The organism is Mycobacterium sp. 1164985.4, assembly GCF_001668575.1.
GTDB lineage: Bacteria > Actinomycetota > Actinomycetes > Mycobacteriales > Mycobacteriaceae > Mycobacterium.
In genome coordinates, this window is record NZ_LZMD01000106.1 from 1 (window position 1) to 14,391 (window position 14,391).

14 protein-coding genes and 1 pseudogene are annotated in these 14,391 nt (G+C 65.1%); 10 read left to right on the forward strand and 5 right to left on the reverse strand.

All coding sequences use genetic code 11. The features are described 5' to 3' along the window. Positions 1-180 precede the first annotated feature (180 nt). Positions 181-375, reverse strand: coding sequence for a hypothetical protein (locus tag A5650_RS23445; RefSeq protein WP_067297585.1), 195 nt, complete (start codon positions 373-375; stop codon positions 181-183). Between the two features lie 271 nt (positions 376-646). Between A5650_RS23445 and A5650_RS23450 the strand changes: the two genes are divergently transcribed. The 6 genes from A5650_RS23450 to A5650_RS23475 are packed head-to-tail and all read left to right on the forward strand — an operon-like array spanning position 647 to position 4,456. Continuing rightward, positions 647-1,132, forward strand: a complete 486-nt coding sequence (locus tag A5650_RS23450) for an MTB12 C-terminal domain-containing protein (RefSeq protein WP_082950910.1) — start codon at positions 647-649, stop codon at positions 1,130-1,132. Between the two features lie 7 nt (positions 1,133-1,139). After that, complete coding sequence (locus A5650_RS23455) at positions 1,140-1,832, forward strand: ABC transporter ATP-binding protein (RefSeq protein ID WP_067297588.1); 693 nt, start codon at positions 1,140-1,142, stop codon at positions 1,830-1,832. Further along, the gene (locus A5650_RS23460) at positions 1,829-2,605 is read left to right on the forward strand and encodes an ABC transporter (protein ID WP_067297614.1); all 777 of its coding nucleotides are present in this window, start codon (positions 1,829-1,831) and stop codon (positions 2,603-2,605) included. Before A5650_RS23455 ends, A5650_RS23460 begins: the two co-directional genes overlap by 4 nt. Beyond that, a complete protein-coding gene (locus A5650_RS23465; protein WP_067297590.1) occupies positions 2,602-3,405 on the forward strand; it encodes a class I SAM-dependent methyltransferase in 804 nt (267 codons plus the stop codon). The genes A5650_RS23460 and A5650_RS23465 overlap by 4 nt, the downstream gene beginning before the upstream one ends. Before the next feature lie 12 nt (positions 3,406-3,417). Next, positions 3,418-4,092: a helix-turn-helix transcriptional regulator gene (locus A5650_RS23470; protein WP_067297593.1), complete on the forward strand. Its 675-nt coding sequence runs from the start codon at positions 3,418-3,420 to the stop codon at positions 4,090-4,092. A gap of 25 nt (positions 4,093-4,117) precedes the next feature. Next, positions 4,118-4,456, forward strand: coding sequence for a cupin domain-containing protein (locus tag A5650_RS23475; protein ID WP_067297595.1), 339 nt, complete (start codon positions 4,118-4,120; stop codon positions 4,454-4,456). Between the two features lie 18 nt (positions 4,457-4,474). On the opposite strand, the gene A5650_RS23480 is transcribed toward A5650_RS23475, so the two are convergent. Continuing rightward, on the reverse strand, positions 4,475-5,656 hold the full coding sequence (locus A5650_RS23480; protein WP_067297598.1) for a geranylgeranyl reductase family protein: 1,182 nt from the start codon (positions 5,654-5,656) through the stop codon (positions 4,475-4,477). Positions 5,657-5,806: 150 nt separating this feature from the next. Between A5650_RS23480 and A5650_RS23485 the strand changes: the two genes are divergently transcribed. From A5650_RS23485 to nrdF, 3 genes are all read left to right on the forward strand, one after another. Continuing rightward, positions 5,807-6,547, forward strand: coding sequence for a TetR/AcrR family transcriptional regulator (locus A5650_RS23485; protein ID WP_067297600.1), 741 nt, complete (start codon positions 5,807-5,809; stop codon positions 6,545-6,547). A gap of 117 nt (positions 6,548-6,664) precedes the next feature. Beyond that, entirely contained in the window at positions 6,665-8,191 is a 1,527-nt protein-coding gene (locus tag A5650_RS23490; protein WP_067297603.1) for a flavin-containing monooxygenase, read from the forward strand. 214 nt (positions 8,192-8,405) lie between these two features. Beyond that, the gene (gene nrdF / locus A5650_RS23495) at positions 8,406-9,368 is read left to right on the forward strand and encodes a class 1b ribonucleoside-diphosphate reductase subunit beta (protein ID WP_067297605.1); all 963 of its coding nucleotides are present in this window, start codon (positions 8,406-8,408) and stop codon (positions 9,366-9,368) included. Positions 9,369-9,551: 183 nt separating this feature from the next. Here nrdF and A5650_RS23500 read toward each other — a convergent pair whose 3' ends face one another. Then, on the reverse strand, positions 9,552-10,121 hold the full coding sequence (locus tag A5650_RS23500; protein WP_353615202.1) for a cupin domain-containing protein: 570 nt from the start codon (positions 10,119-10,121) through the stop codon (positions 9,552-9,554). Positions 10,122-10,375: 254 nt separating this feature from the next. On the opposite strand from A5650_RS23500, the gene A5650_RS23505 reads away from it, so the two are divergent. Beyond that, the gene (locus A5650_RS23505; protein ID WP_067297618.1) at positions 10,376-11,698 is read left to right on the forward strand and encodes an adenylate/guanylate cyclase domain-containing protein; all 1,323 of its coding nucleotides are present in this window, start codon (positions 10,376-10,378) and stop codon (positions 11,696-11,698) included. A gap of 59 nt (positions 11,699-11,757) precedes the next feature. On the opposite strand, the gene A5650_RS23510 is transcribed toward A5650_RS23505, so the two are convergent. Then, positions 11,758-12,984 carry a serine hydrolase domain-containing protein gene (locus tag A5650_RS23510; protein ID WP_067297607.1) on the reverse strand — a complete coding sequence of 409 codons (1,227 nt, stop codon included), beginning with the start codon at positions 12,982-12,984 and terminating at the stop codon, positions 11,758-11,760. 84 nt (positions 12,985-13,068) lie between these two features. Further along, positions 13,069-14,307, reverse strand: a pseudogene (locus A5650_RS23515) (adenylate/guanylate cyclase domain-containing protein); the annotation flags it as partial. Between the last annotated feature and the right edge of the window lie 84 nt (positions 14,308-14,391).

The following is a 14,391-nucleotide window of genomic DNA, read 5'->3' on the forward strand; positions in this document are numbered from 1 at the left end:
CCAATCCAGCACCCCACCCACGGGTGTCGAACCACTACGGCCGCCCACCCTCTTGACTCGACCTACAGCCAGCTAGCCCAGAGCGAAGGTCGGCAGGCGGTCCACCCGCGTCAGCACCGGGTGCTTCGGCGGAACGCCGGGGCCGGTCTGGGCCTCCTCTGGCTTCGCCTCGTGGTCGATCTAGCATTCACCGGTTTTCTCGTCGTAATCGCCGCCGTAGAACACGCAGCAGACGCCGAGGCCGTCGGTGTCCTGGTGGTCGGCCGCGCACTCCCAGAAGTCGTCGCTGACCGCAGCGGCGCCGGCGGCCGCGGCCAGCCCGATCGCCACGCCGACCGTCGCCGCGGTGGGTGCCAGAAGTCGTGTCAAGTTCATGGGCTAGAGCGTGCTGCCGCGCCGTTCCTTGCGGAACGGGGCGCGCACCGCGACCCGAAGCGACCCGATGAGGGATGGCCCCGCGTCGGCGTTAGGGGTGTAGGGGACCGATCGCCGAGCGCACGCGTCCGTACGCAAAATCCCAGGTCGAGGCGTAAACAACCGTGCGCTCGGCGCAGGGATGGCCGGTCGATAGCAGGTAAGCCTTGCCTCATCTTTGGTGGACGTCTAGATTAACCGGAAACATTTCCTCTAAATAGGAGAGCGGTTGATGCTCAGGCGCCTGTGCGTTCTCGCGGCGACGATGGTCGCCGCCGCCTCCTTCGCTCCGGCAGCGCAAGCCCAGCCCGGCCCGGAGCACGAGTTGCCGGCTCAGGACCATGAGTTCGCGATCACCTCCGAGGTGCCGTCGCTGGAGGAACTCGACCAGCAGATCCGGTTACTGGTCGCCACTCCCGCACCGGACGAGGTCAAGGCCGCTCAACTCGAGGGCGGCAGCCGCGCGGTCGTCGTGCCGAAGATGGTCTATCGGATCGGCTTCTTCCGTCCGCCGCGCGGATCGAGCGTGGTGACCGGTCCCGAGACCCACGACGGTGACCGTCACACCGCGATCATCAACGCCACCAGGCAGGGTTCGCCGACCGTGCGCGCCGAGGCCGAATGGCGTCGGATCGACGGTCGCTGGAAGCTCGCGAGCAAGTCGCTGTGCAACGGCATCAAGACTCTCGGCCTGCCGATCCCGTGCAACTTCGAATGATGGCCGCGTGATCGAAATCGTCGAATTGACCAAGTCGTTCGGTTCTCGCCGCGCCGTCGACGACGTCACCGTCACCTTTCCCGCCGGTTCCGTCACCGCACTCCTCGGGCTCAACGGCGCGGGCAAGACCACGCTGTTGCGGTTGCTCGCGGGGATGACCCGTCCCGACAGCGGAACGATCGCGGTGTGCGGCCATCCTCCCGGTCACGACCCGCGCGTGCTCGGGTTTCACCTGGGCCCGACGGCCATGAACCCCCGCCACACCGTGCACCGCCACTTGTCGTGGCTCGCAGCGCTTTCCGGGATCGACGGCGCGCGCCTCGACGCGGTTCTCGCCGAGACCGACCTGCACGCCTACCGCTCCAAGCGCATCGACCGGCTGTCGCTGGGCTTGCGCCAGCGGGTCGCCATCGCGGGAACACTGCTGGCCGATCCCCACACGCTGCTGTTCGACGAACCGCTCAACGGGCTCGATGTTCCCGGCATCGTCTGGTTCCGCTCGCTGGTTCGTCGGCTCGCCGAACGGGGCCGCACGGTCGTCGTGGCCACCCACCTGCTCGGCGAGGTGGCCCTGACGGCCGACCACGTCGCGCTGCTCAGTCGGGGCAAAATGCATGCAGCGGGTGAACTGGCGCAGTTGGCGCCCACCGGTGCCGACACCCGGGAGTGGCTCGAGGCGACGCTACTGGAGTGCGCATGACCGCCGCGATGTTGCGCAGCGCGCACGCCGAGATCGTTCGCACCGGCGGGCCCAGCCGGCTGTGGACCGTCGTTGTCCCCGCGGCGGTGCTCGTTCCAGTGGCGATCACCTTCGGCATCGCATGGGTCGCCGAGTCCTTCGCGCGCATCCCCGGGCAGATCTCGGTGCTGCAGGTCACCACGTCGAACGCCGCCTACTGGGTCATCACGATCACCGTCGCACTGGTGGCCGTGGCGGGGGCCGACGGTCAGGCCGCCGAAACGCGTTCCGGCGCGGGTGAACACGTGCGTCTGGCCATACCGCGCGGGTGGTCGGTGATGCTCGGCCGGTGGTTGTTCTACGGCGGGATGGGCGCCTTGGTGGCCGTCGCCACGCTCGTCGTGGTGCTCACGGGGTTGCCGCTCATTGCGCCGATGGTTTACGGACCGGTGTCGCTGACCGACGAAATCGGTGTGCGACTGCTGTGGACGGTGCCGCTGCTGGCGCTGTTCGCGGCGGGGGCGGGTGTGGGAGTCGGGGCCCTCACCCGCTCGCCGCTGGCGGCGGTGGGCGGGATCCTGTTGTGGGCGTTCGTTGCCGAGACCGCGGCGGGCTACCTGCCCAGCGGGGCGACGCTGCAGCGTTTCATGCCGTTGCTGAACGCGGTGTACGCCACCGGACAGGATGCCGTGCTCATCCCGCCGTGGGGCCAGAACGGCGCCCTGCTCTACGCATGCTCGGTTTTCACGGCGATCTTCGTGATCGCCGCTATGGGAAGGACAATTCGGAGATGACTAGCAGAGAATCACTTCCGCTCGCGCAGCGGTCCGACGCGGATCTGCCGGGCCACTGGCTGTTGGCCCGGTTGGGCAAGCGGGTCCTGCGGCCGGGCGGTCTGGAGCTGACCAGCCGGCTGCTGGCGGCCGCCGGGATCGGCGGCGCCGACGTCGTCGAGCTCGGACCGGGCCTGGGCCGCACTGCGACCGACATCGTCGCCCAGCGGCCCCGCTCCTACGTCGGCGTCGACGACACCGACGCCACCAGCGAGACGGTGCGCGCGGTCGTCGCACCGGTCGACGGTCAGGTTGTGGTGGCCAACGCCGCCGACACCGGATTGCCCTCGGGCAGCGCAGATGTGGTGATCGGCGAGGCCATGCTGACGATGCAGGGCGACCGTGACAAGCGCGCGATCGTCGCCGAGGCGTTCCGCGTTCTGCGCCCGGGCGGCCGCTACGCGATCCACGAACTCGGCCTGCAGCCCGACGATCTCGCGCAGGACACCAAGGACGAGATCCGCAGGGACATGGCGCGCGCGATCAAGGTCAACGCGCGCCCGCTGACGACCGCCGAGTGGGTGGCGCTGCTGACCGAGGCAGGCTTCGAGGTCGTGACCGTTCATCACGCCAAGATGGCGCTGCTGAATCCGGCGCGGGTATTGGCCGACGAGGGCTTCACCGGCGCCCTGCGGATCGTTGGCAACCTGATCGTGCGGCCCGCGGCCCGTAAGCGGGTCATCGGTATGCGCAAGACATTCCACCGGTATCGGCGCGCGCTGATTGCGGTTGCGGTCGTCGGCGTCGTGCCCACGTCGTGACAGACTCGAACCATGTCTGTGTCGCGCCACGATCTCGATGCGCCGCCCGACCGGGCGGCGGGCCAACAGCGCCAGAAAGTGCTGGGCTTGCTGAAGAACGCGGCGGAGCCCGTGGACGCCCAGCAGGTCGCCGACGCTCTGCAGATCCACATCACCACAGCGCGCTTCCATCTCACGATGCTGGAGGAGCGGGGCGTCATCCGAAGGGGCAGCGCGACCAAGGCCGGTCGCGCCGGGCGGCCGCGACTCACCTACGAGTTGGCGCCCCGGTTCGACTATGCCGACATCGTGTCGCTGTTCGCCGAACACCTGGGCGGGACGGCGCAGGAGCGCGAGCAGCGGGCCCTGCGGATCGGCGCGGACCTGGCGCATCGGGTTCGGTTGGCCCGCGAGCGGCCCGAGGCCACGATCGCCGACATGGTGGTCGCCACCCTCAACGAGCTTGGCTTCCAGGTTCGTTCGGTGCTGAATTCGTTCGGCGAGGTGACGGTTCAGATCTGCACATGCCCGCTGGCCGAGGTTGCCTCGTCGGCGCCGGAGGTCGTGCGCGGTATCCAGCAGGGCCTCATTCAAGAGGTGGTCAACCACAACGCCGACGCCGTCGGCGCCCGCTATCAGGCGTCGGTGACGCCGGACCCGCACGGCGGTTCGTGCGAAGTCAGTTTGGTATTGCGCCCCGAACGGTGAATGTCGGGACGAGAAGGGAAAACTCATGACCGCGTCAACCGCGTTGGCGTTGCAACGCCTCGCCGACGAGCAGATCGAAGCTGCCAAGGCCGCTTCAGCCGGCCGGTCGGCCCACACCGTGTACGGCGGCCGCGAGCACACGCTTCGCCAGACGGTGTTGGCGCTGGCCGCCGGCCACGGCCTGGACGACCACGAAAGCCCCGGCGAGGCAACGCTGTTGGTGTTGCGCGGACGGGTACAGCTCAACGGCGTGAGCATTTCGGTGGAAGGCAGGGAAGGCGACTACCTGCCGATACCGAACGAACGACACAGCCTCGCAGCCCTCGAAGACTCGGCGGTGCTGCTGACGGTCGTTGCCAAGTAGCGCGCCGAACCCGCGGCGTTACTTGACGGTGTGCTGCGGGCCCTGGGCCTTCTTGTAGAGCGCCTTGAGCATCCGGTCACGGAACGCCGCGTTGTCGATGAGCTTGACCCCGGCGTTGGCCAGCTTCGGCTGTCCGATCAGCTTGTGCATGTAGCGGCCGCGCCGGTACTCCCGGCCCCACGCCGCCTCCATGCGCTGCGCGTAGTTCGTGAAGTCGTCGGGCCCGCCGTTCAGCAGTGCCGCGATCGCGCATTCGCCTGCGGCCAAGCCAGATTCGAGTGCCTTCGAGATACCGGCGCCCGATGCGGGCTTACCGGCACCCAGCGAGTCCCCGGCGAACAGGACGCCCGGGCGCCACGGCGGCCACGCGGTGAAGCCCATCGGCAACCGCCAGGCACGGACGCTCTTGTTCTTCTTGAGTTCCTCGATCGGGGGCAGGTCCCACTCTCGAGGCAGTGTCCGCAGGAACTCGCCGAGGAACTGCGTCGCGTTGATCGACTGCCAGTTCTTGTAGCTGTTGACGTAGCCCAATCCGATGTTGAACACGCCGTTGCCCATCGGGAAGACCCAGCCGTAGCCCGGCAGCTGATCACCCTCGAAGACCAGCTTCAAGTAGATGTCGAGGCTGTCGGAGTCGGGGCGGTTGGCCGGCATCTCCGAGCGGATCGCGATCGCCGAGTAGCCGTTGTACTCCGAATCGATCTTCAGCGCGCGCTTGATCGGGGAGTAGGCGCCGTCGGCGGCGATGACCGCGTCGCCGTGCACCTTCTCGCCGCTCTTGAGCGTCACGCCGATCACCCGGCCGTCCTCGATGATCGGCCCGGACACCTCCGCGCCCTGGCGCACCTCGGCGCCCGCGGACTCGGCGTGCTTGAGCAGAACGGTGTCCAGGTGTGTGCGGCTGACGGTGTGGCCGTGGTCGGGCATGCCGGGGCGGCGGGGGAACGACAGCTCCCACTGGCTGGGGCTGAACACCGTGACCCGGTTGACGCGGTGGAACGTGGCGACCTCGTCGGAGAGCCCCATCTTCTGCAGATAGCTCACCGCGCGGGCGGTCAGGCCGTCGCCGCAGGGCTTGTCGCGCGGGAATTCGGCCTTGTCGAGGACCACCACCTTGGCGCCGGTCTGAGCGGCCTGCCATGCGGCGGCCGAGCCGGAGGGCCCGCCACCTGCGATGACCAGGTCGTAATGCTGCGTCATGAAACTCGTCTCGTCGATCTGCTGTCGCAGCGATATTACCCGTGCCGCGACCGCCGCTCTTGTCGGACGGAGTTGGCCGCGCGGGCCGCCGGAAAACGCACGCGGCCTGGTCTGAGCTGGTCAGCAGGGCCGGAGCGGTAGAGTGACCGGGTGCGACGAGGGTCCAGGCCACGGCCGAGTAGCGAGCCGGGTGTCAAGGTCGACGCCCGCAGCGAGCGCTGGCGTGAGCACCGCAAGAAGGTGCGCGCCGAAATCGTCGACGCCGCCTTCCGCGCCATCGACCGGCTGGGTCCCAACGTCAGCGTCCGTGAGATCGCCGAAGAGGCCGGCACCGCCAAGCCCAAGATCTATCGCCACTTCACCGACAAGTCCGACATGTTCGGTGAGATCGGTCAGCGGATGCGTGACATGTTGTGGGCGGCGATCATTCCGTCGATCGACGTGGAACACGACTCGGCACGCCGGATCGTCGGCCGCGGCGTCGCGCACTATGTCGACCTCGTCGAGCAGCACCCGAACGTGGTGCGGTTCCTGTTGCAGGGCCGATTCGCCGACAAGTCGGCCGCCGCGATGACGACCGTCAACCGGGGCAGCGAGATCACGCTGGCCGTGGCCGACATGATCAGCGAGGAGCTCAAGGACCTGGCGCCGAACCCGGCGGCCTTCGAGCTGGCGGCGTACGCCATCTTCGGCACCGCGGCGTCGGCGACGGACTGGTGGCTGGGCGACGACGAGGACGGCGCGCGCCGCATGCCCGCCGATCAGTTCATCGCGCACATGACCACGATCATGGTGGGCGCGATCAACGGCACCGCCGAGTTGTTGGGCATCCAAATCGACCCCGACCAGCCGATTCACACTGCGGTTCGCAAACAGCAGCCTGTCGCCTGAAGGGGGCGTTGACACCTCCGGGCGCGGTCCGGAGACTTGCAAGTACCCGGTACCGGCGTTCCCAGGATGTGCCCACGATGGAGGGGCCACGCGCCGGCCGGGGATTAGGGGAGACCGATGACGGTTGCCGAGCAGACGGCCGATCACACCACCGATCAACAACCGGTGCACACCAGGGCGCTGATCATCGGCACCGGGTTCTCCGGCCTCGGCATGGCCATCGCGCTACAGCGCCAGAACGTCGAGTTCCTGATGCTGGAGAAGGCCGACGAGATCGGCGGCACGTGGCGGGACAACACTTATCCGGGTTGCGCGTGCGACATCCCGTCGCACATGTACTCGTTCTCGTTCGAGCCGAAGCCCGACTGGCGCCACATGTGGTCGTTCCAGCCCGAGATCTTCGACTACCTCAAGGGCGTCACCGACAAATACGGTCTGCGCCGCTATATCCGGTTCGGCGCGCACGTCGACCGCGCCCATTGGGATGACAACGAGCACCGCTGGCACGTCTTCACCAAAGACGGTCGCGAGTTCATCGCGCAGTTCGTGATCTCCGGAGCGGGCGGCCTGCACATACCGTTCATCCCGGAGTTTCCCGGCCTGGACGAATTCGCAGGTGCCGCTTTCCATTCCGCGGAGTGGGACCACAGCGTGGACCTGACGGGCAAACGCGTAGCGGTTATCGGCACCGGAGCCAGTGCGATCCAGATCGTGCCCGAGATCGTCAAGGACGTCGGCGCCCTGCATCTGTACCAGCGCACACCGGCATGGGTGATGCCGCGGCCCAACAACCCGATTCCGCGCTGGATGCGCGATCTGTTCACCAATGTGCCGGGCACTCGGCAGTTGATGCGGGCAGGCATCTACTGGATCCATGAAGGTGTCGGATTCGCGATGACCCGTGAGCCGCGGCTGCTGAAAATCGGTGAGCTGTTGGGCAAGTGGAACATTCGCAAGTCGATCAAGGATCGCGAACTGCGCCGCAAGCTGACGCCGAACTACCGCGCCGGGTGTAAGCGAATCCTCAACTCCGACACCTACTATCGCGGCATCGCCGATCCGAGAACGGAGGTGGTCACCGAGGCGATCGCGCGGTTCACGCCGACCGGTATCGTCACCGCCGGCGGCACCGAACGCGAGGTCGACGTGGTGGTGTTCGCCACCGGCTTCCACGTCACGGATTCGTACACGTACGTCCACATCAAAGGCCCGCGCGGCGAGGACCTGGTGGACCGGTGGAACCGCGAGGGCATCGCGGCGCTTCGCGGCATCACGGTCGCCGACATGCCGAACCTGTTTTTCCTGCTCGGGCCGAACACGGCGCTGGGGCACAACTCGGTGGTGTTCATGATCGAGTCGCAGATCCGCTACGCGGCGCAGGCCATTGCTGCAGTCGACCGGGCCGGCGCTCAGGCGCTGGCTCCCACCCGCGAGGCCCAGGACCGCTACAACGAGGAGTTGCAGGGCGAACTCGCCGGAACGGTGTGGAGCACCGGCGGGTGCCAGAGTTGGTATCTCGACGAGCACGGCGTGAACCGGACGCTGTGGAGCGGCATGACGTGGCAGTACTGGTTGGCGACCCGCAAATTCGACAAGTCGGAGTACCGGTTCTTCGGCGGGCGGCGGGGGGACGTCGCCGCCTAGTGTGCGCCCAGATCGCGATTCCGTGCCCGTCGGCCGGAAAAGACGATCAGAATGCACACCGGCCGCACCGGTAACTCGCGGTGGACGACACGCCAGACACACGATGTTGTGTTGCGGGTGGTTGTCGTCCCCCAGGGGTAGTGTCGGTGGCGGGCGGAAAAGCGCTTCGGGTGGACCAAAGACCAGGTGAAATGGGGTTCTCGTGAGTGATGGCATGAAGCTGATCGACCGTGTCTCGGCGATCAACTGGAACCGTCTCCAAGACGAGAAGGACGCCGAGGTGTGGGACCGGCTGACAGGCAACTTCTGGTTGCCGGAGAAGGTGCCGGTCTCCAACGACATCCCGTCGTGGAACACGCTCAACGACCACGAGAAGCAGCTGACGATGCGGGTGTTCACCGGCCTCACGTTGCTCGACACGATCCAGGGCACCGTCGGCGCGGTCAGCCTGATCCCGGATGCGCTGACGCCGCACGAGGAAGCGGTCTACACCAACATCGCGTTCATGGAGTCGGTCCACGCGCGCAGCTACAGCAACATCTTCTCGACGCTGTGCTCGACCGCCGAGATCGACGACGCCTTCCGCTGGTCGGAGGAGAACCCCAACCTGCAGCGCAAGGCCGAGATCGTCATGCAGTACTACAAGGGCGACGAGCCGCTCAAGCGCAAGGTGGCCTCGACGCTGCTGGAGAGCTTCCTGTTCTACTCCGGCTTCTACCTGCCGATGTATTGGAGCAGCCGGGCCAAGCTGACCAACACCGCCGACATGATCCGGCTGATCATTCGCGACGAGGCCGTGCACGGCTACTACATCGGCTACAAGTTCCAGCGCGGGTTGGCGCTCGAGGACGCGGCCAGGCAGACCGAGCTCAAGGACTACACCTACGAGTTACTCTTCGAGCTATATGACAACGAGGTGGAGTACACCCAGGATCTGTATGACGGCGTCGGGCTGACCGAGGACGTCAAGAAGTTCCTGCGGTACAACGCCAACAAGGCGCTGATGAACCTGGGCTACGAGGCGCTGTTCCCGCGCGACGAGACCGACGTCAACCCGGCGATCCTGTCGGCACTGTCGCCCAACGCCGACGAGAACCACGACTTCTTCTCTGGCTCGGGGTCGAGTTACGTGATAGGCAAGGCCGTCGTCACCGAAGACGAGGACTGGGACTTCTAAAAGGCTAGCTCAGAGGCTAATTTCTATATGGCCATCACCGGGCTGACAGGCGATCTCAGGCTCACTCGAAACTAGTGCCCGAGGCTTCCTGTCCACATTTTGCCCACAATCCTTCTCTATTCGTTTTCGAGACACGGACGCAGGCGACAACGCGTCGAGGTCCCCACCCGTGGGGCCTATAACTTACGTCGTAGACGACGGCGGCTCTGGAACTGCCTTGAAATCGATGTCATGCCGACCGATAACTTCCCTCGCCTGTCGGAGGCGATTCAAGTTCCACAGAGGCGGGGCCACCCCGGGTTCGGGCTCATCGCCACACTTGGTGAACATTTCCTCAGCGCCGCCCGGGCAGAACATAGTTAGCAGCTTCGCGGTGTGCAGACCTGTATTCCTGAAACGGTGCCGGGTGCCACGGGGCACAAATATGAAGTCCCCAGATCGCGCCGTGAAGATGCGGTCCCCAGCAAGGAGTTCTAGCTCGCCGTGTACAAGGTAGAAGGCCTCGTCCGAGCGTCGATGGACATGGGCGACTGGGCCCCCGCCGGGGGGCACGGAGGCCTCGACGAACCCGAATGACCCATTTGTCGTCGCTGCGCTCGCCTTGATCGTGTTCACGTCACCCGACGACCATTTGGTAATGCCTGTACCAGCCGGTACATACAACGGCCCGTTCTGTGGGTTCTGGCCTCCCTCGGCATCCGGAACTGGTGTGGAAGAAGACATCTCAAGCCTCCTGACGCGGGCTATGCGCATCACAGATTATCGGGACAGCCACCACGCGGACTGCGCTTTTTCGATTCGCAGTCGATAGGCACCTACTTGTGCCCACGGACTGGTGCCCCGAACAATTTCCGGGATACCAAATGGGGTCCCGACGGTGAAGGGTCAGAACTTCTACAGCAGGTTATTACCGACCGACCGAAAACCACTTTAGGGAAACGCGCGTGAGCAGCATATACGCCGCCGATCCGCATTGCGCGACCCACTTCTCGGCCTACACTTCCGCCGTGTTCTCCGAGACGCGGTATGCGCTGAACGGGGACTTGCGCGTCGCCTACCGTGCGTCCGCCGAAGGTGAGCGCGACATCGTGTTCGTCCCGAACTGGTTTACGTGCTGCGAGCATTTTCCTGAGCTGCCATCAACTCAGGGTTGGGTCGATGCGATGACATCGCTGGGTCGGTTCATCATTTTCGACCAGCCGGGCAGTGGAGTTTCTGATCCCGTGGAGCCGGGCGCGCTGCCGACGTTGGAGCAGTGGGCTGACAGCATCACTGCCGTGCTCGACGATCTCGGAAGTCGCGAAGCGGTTGTCGTCGCGTCGAACTCCGCGTTTGCGACGGGGGCGCTGTTCGCAGCGACATATCCGGCGCGCACCAGCGCGCTCATCGCGCTTGAAGGTTACGCAGATCCGTCGGCTGAGCTTCCTAACGGCCCCATCGATCCCGCAGACTTCCTCGCTGGCCTCGTCAGCGTTTGGGGCACAGGACAGATACAGCTTGCGCAAAGTCCGGACATGCCGTGGAACGAGGAGATCCGGGCATCCTGGGCGCGAATGGAACGTGTGGCACTCAGCCCGAAGGCCCTATCGCTCATGTATTACCTGGGGACGCAAGTGGATGTGCGGGCGGTTCTTCCGACCGTCCGCGTGCCGACCCTCGTCGTCCAGCACGTCGATGACCCATTCATCCCGCCCGCGCAGGGCCGGTATCTCGCTGAGCACATCGAGGGCGCGAAGTATGTTGAGCTGCCGGGCCGGAACGTGTACCACTTCGTGGAACCGGGATGGCGTGCGTCCTTCCAGGCGATCGCGGAGTTCCTCACCGGCCAGCAGGCTGACGTGGCTGATGACCGAGTTCTTGCCACGGTGTTGTTCACCGACATCGTGGAATCAACACGTCGCGCCGCGGAGATGGGTGACCGGGGCTGGCATGCTCTGCTTGATGCGCATGACGCTGTCGTCCGATCCCAGTTGTCGCGCTTCCGGGGCCGTGAGGTGAACACATCGGGGGACGGCTTCCTGGCGATGTTCGATGGCCCACAGCGGGCGATCCGCTGCGCAATGGCAATCCGTGACGCGGTGCAGGCGCTCGGCATCGAGGTGCGTGCTGGGTTGCACACCGGTGAAGTCGAGGTCCGAGGCGATGACATCGGTGGGATCGCAGTGCATATCGGGGCGCGTATAAGTGCTCTGGCAGGTCCGAATGACGTGCTGGTGTCAAGCACGCTGCGCGACCTGGTGATTGGGTCGGGGCTGCAGTTCGAAGACCGGGGCGCGCACGCGCTCAAGGGTGTGCCCGGCGAATGGCACCTCCTCGTCGTGATCTCGTAGGGCGGATGCGGAGCGTGGTCGGCTGCCCCATCTCCTAATTGGCGGTAGGTCGAGCAGTGCTAGGTCTGAGTTCTACTGCCGATCACATCTCGAAACAGCGCCTGCCGGAGGGCAAGTTCGCGTGGGTCGCTGATCAGGTGGAAACCCACCTTATTCGTCACGTACGCGAAGCCGGTGCCGGTCTCTGGGTCGGCGAATCCAAAAGACCCGCCCGCACCAGCTGTACCGAATGCGTGGTCGGTGGAGCCGAAGACGGATATTGGAGCGGGCTTCAAGAAGCCTAGAGACCATGATGTGTCCACGTGTAAAAGCCTGTCGCGCAGTCCACCTGTCGGTGGAACCGGCGGTTGCTGCAGCGCGTGAAGACTGCCTGATGACAAACCGATTTTTGAACCACCGGTGGCGGCGTCGCCGTACAACTGTGCGATTGAGCGCGCCGTTCCGTGGCCGTTTCCTGCGGGCATCTCAACTACCCGCACCTCTTCGCGGTTGAAATCGTCGAACCGTTTGACGCCGGGCGGCATACTGGCCCGCGCTGTGAGGCTGCGAGGATTCGTCATCGCAATTGCAAAGCGCGGTGGAAGCGTGTGCAGATGAAACAACATCCGGGTCGCCGACCATCCGTGCAAGTGCGCCACGCGGTCGCGGTCCAGTGAGGCTGGTAGCCCGATGTAGAAATCCAACTTCAACGGTGCGGCGATTTCCTCGGCGAAGAACCGACCCAACGTCCTTCCTCCAGGATCTGTACGACGGATCAGTTCACTGAGGTACGGGCCTAGGCCCCACGGGTGGTAGCCCTGTCGAGTCCCTGGTGGCCACGCGGGGGCCTGCGCCGCGAGTATCGCGGTTATCTTCTCCGGGTCAGTGAAGTCACCGAGCGTTAAAGGCGCGTCGATCACCGCCAGTCCCGCTTGATAGGAGAGTAGTTGGCGCACCGTGACCGAGTCCTTGCCGCTCTGCGCGAACTCGGGCCAGTAATCAGCCACAAGCGCGTCATACGACAAGTAGCCACGAGAAACGGCCAGCGCCACCGCCAGCGCGGCCACACCTTTCGTGGTCGAGAACACGATGACGACGGTGTCGTGCTCCCATGGCGATTGCGTGATTCCGTTGCGGTAGCCGCCCCATAGATCGACCACCTTGCGGCCCTCGCGATAGACCGCGACAGCGGCCCCTATCTCCCGACCGCTGCACAGATTTCGGCGGAAGGCGTCAGCGACCTTGCCGTAACCTTCCTCGACGTCTCCGCCGACCAGATCTGCAGGCACCTTATCCTTCAGAGCCACCGCGTCCCCCTTATCAATCCCAAACAGGATGCCACGGGAGATCCGCAGGTAGGAGGTTGTTCGCGACCTCCCGATGGGCTTAGGTCAGAGACCGAAGACCTGTATGGCGGCTGACTTACCTTTCAGCGCATGCGATCCCCGATCAATCAGTCCGAATTGTCGAAAGGAAAGAGCATTTACTGACTGCTCGGTGATAAGGATCGCGTCGCCGGTGGTCTTGGTGAGCTGCTCGACGCGGGCGGCGACGTTGACGGTGTCGCCGATCAATGTGAACTCCAGCTTGCTCCCCCCGCCGATGGTCCCGGCGATCACCATGCCGGTGTTGATGCCGATGCCGATCCGAAGCTCGCCACCGAAACGCTCGGCGACCAGACGCTGGATCAACAAGGCAGCGTTGAGCGCCGCATCGGCATGATCGGCGAGGTCGTTGGGAGCGCCGAAGACTGCCAGTGCTCCGTCGCCGAGGAACTTGTTCACGTGCCCACCCGCGTCGACGACAGCGGGCACCACGATCTCAAACAGAGCGTTGAGTCGGGCGACCACATCCTCGGCAGGGTTGGTTTCGGCGAATGGGGTGAAGTCGCGGATGTCGACGAACATCACCGTCACTTCGCGACGCTCGCCGGTGAAAACATCGTCGCCCTGTTCGAGGAGCTTCGTCGCGAGGACGGGGTCGACGTAGGTGCCGAACGCCGCCTGAAGTCGTTGCCGCTCAGCCAAACCCTCCTGCATTCGATTGAACGACGCGGCCAGCGCACCGAGGTCATCGTCCTGAACAACCGGCAGACGCTGGCTGAAGTCGCCAGCTGCCACCCGTTCCGTCGCGTTAGCGAGTTCGCGGATGGGCTGCAGAGACGGTGAAAGCCCGACTGCAACAGTGATGGGCACGGCCAAACCAAACGTCAAGGCTAACCCGATCACAACGGCGATCACAGGGGGTACATCGGCTCGACCCAGGACCAGCGCCAACATCGCACCTGACAGCGCAAACGAAAACGCAGTCGCAACCACGGCCAGGTTTGACCAGAACGCAAAAGTCGGGCGAGAGCGCGGCAGGTAGTCGCCGATCCCGGTGTCACCGATAAGGGCGGCTCTCGCTGGCTGCAGCAATCCTTCCAGGTAGCTGTGCACACCGATGATGGATATGGAAAGCCCTACCGAGGCTCCCAAGAAGCCATACTGGATCAGACGCGCCCTCGTCGCCCCCGCGATCGCGCCGACAATAACGAACTGGATGGCCGATGCAACCGGGTTTACAGTCATCCCTCGGATACGCGCACCCCGAGAATAGGTGTAGCTGTCCTCCAGGGCTTCCGCTCTGTCGGTTCCAGTCGAAAATTGAGCAGGTAGTTCCGGGTTGGGTTCTAGTCAACGTCGCAACACCAACCGACTTTCAGAGGTTAGCAG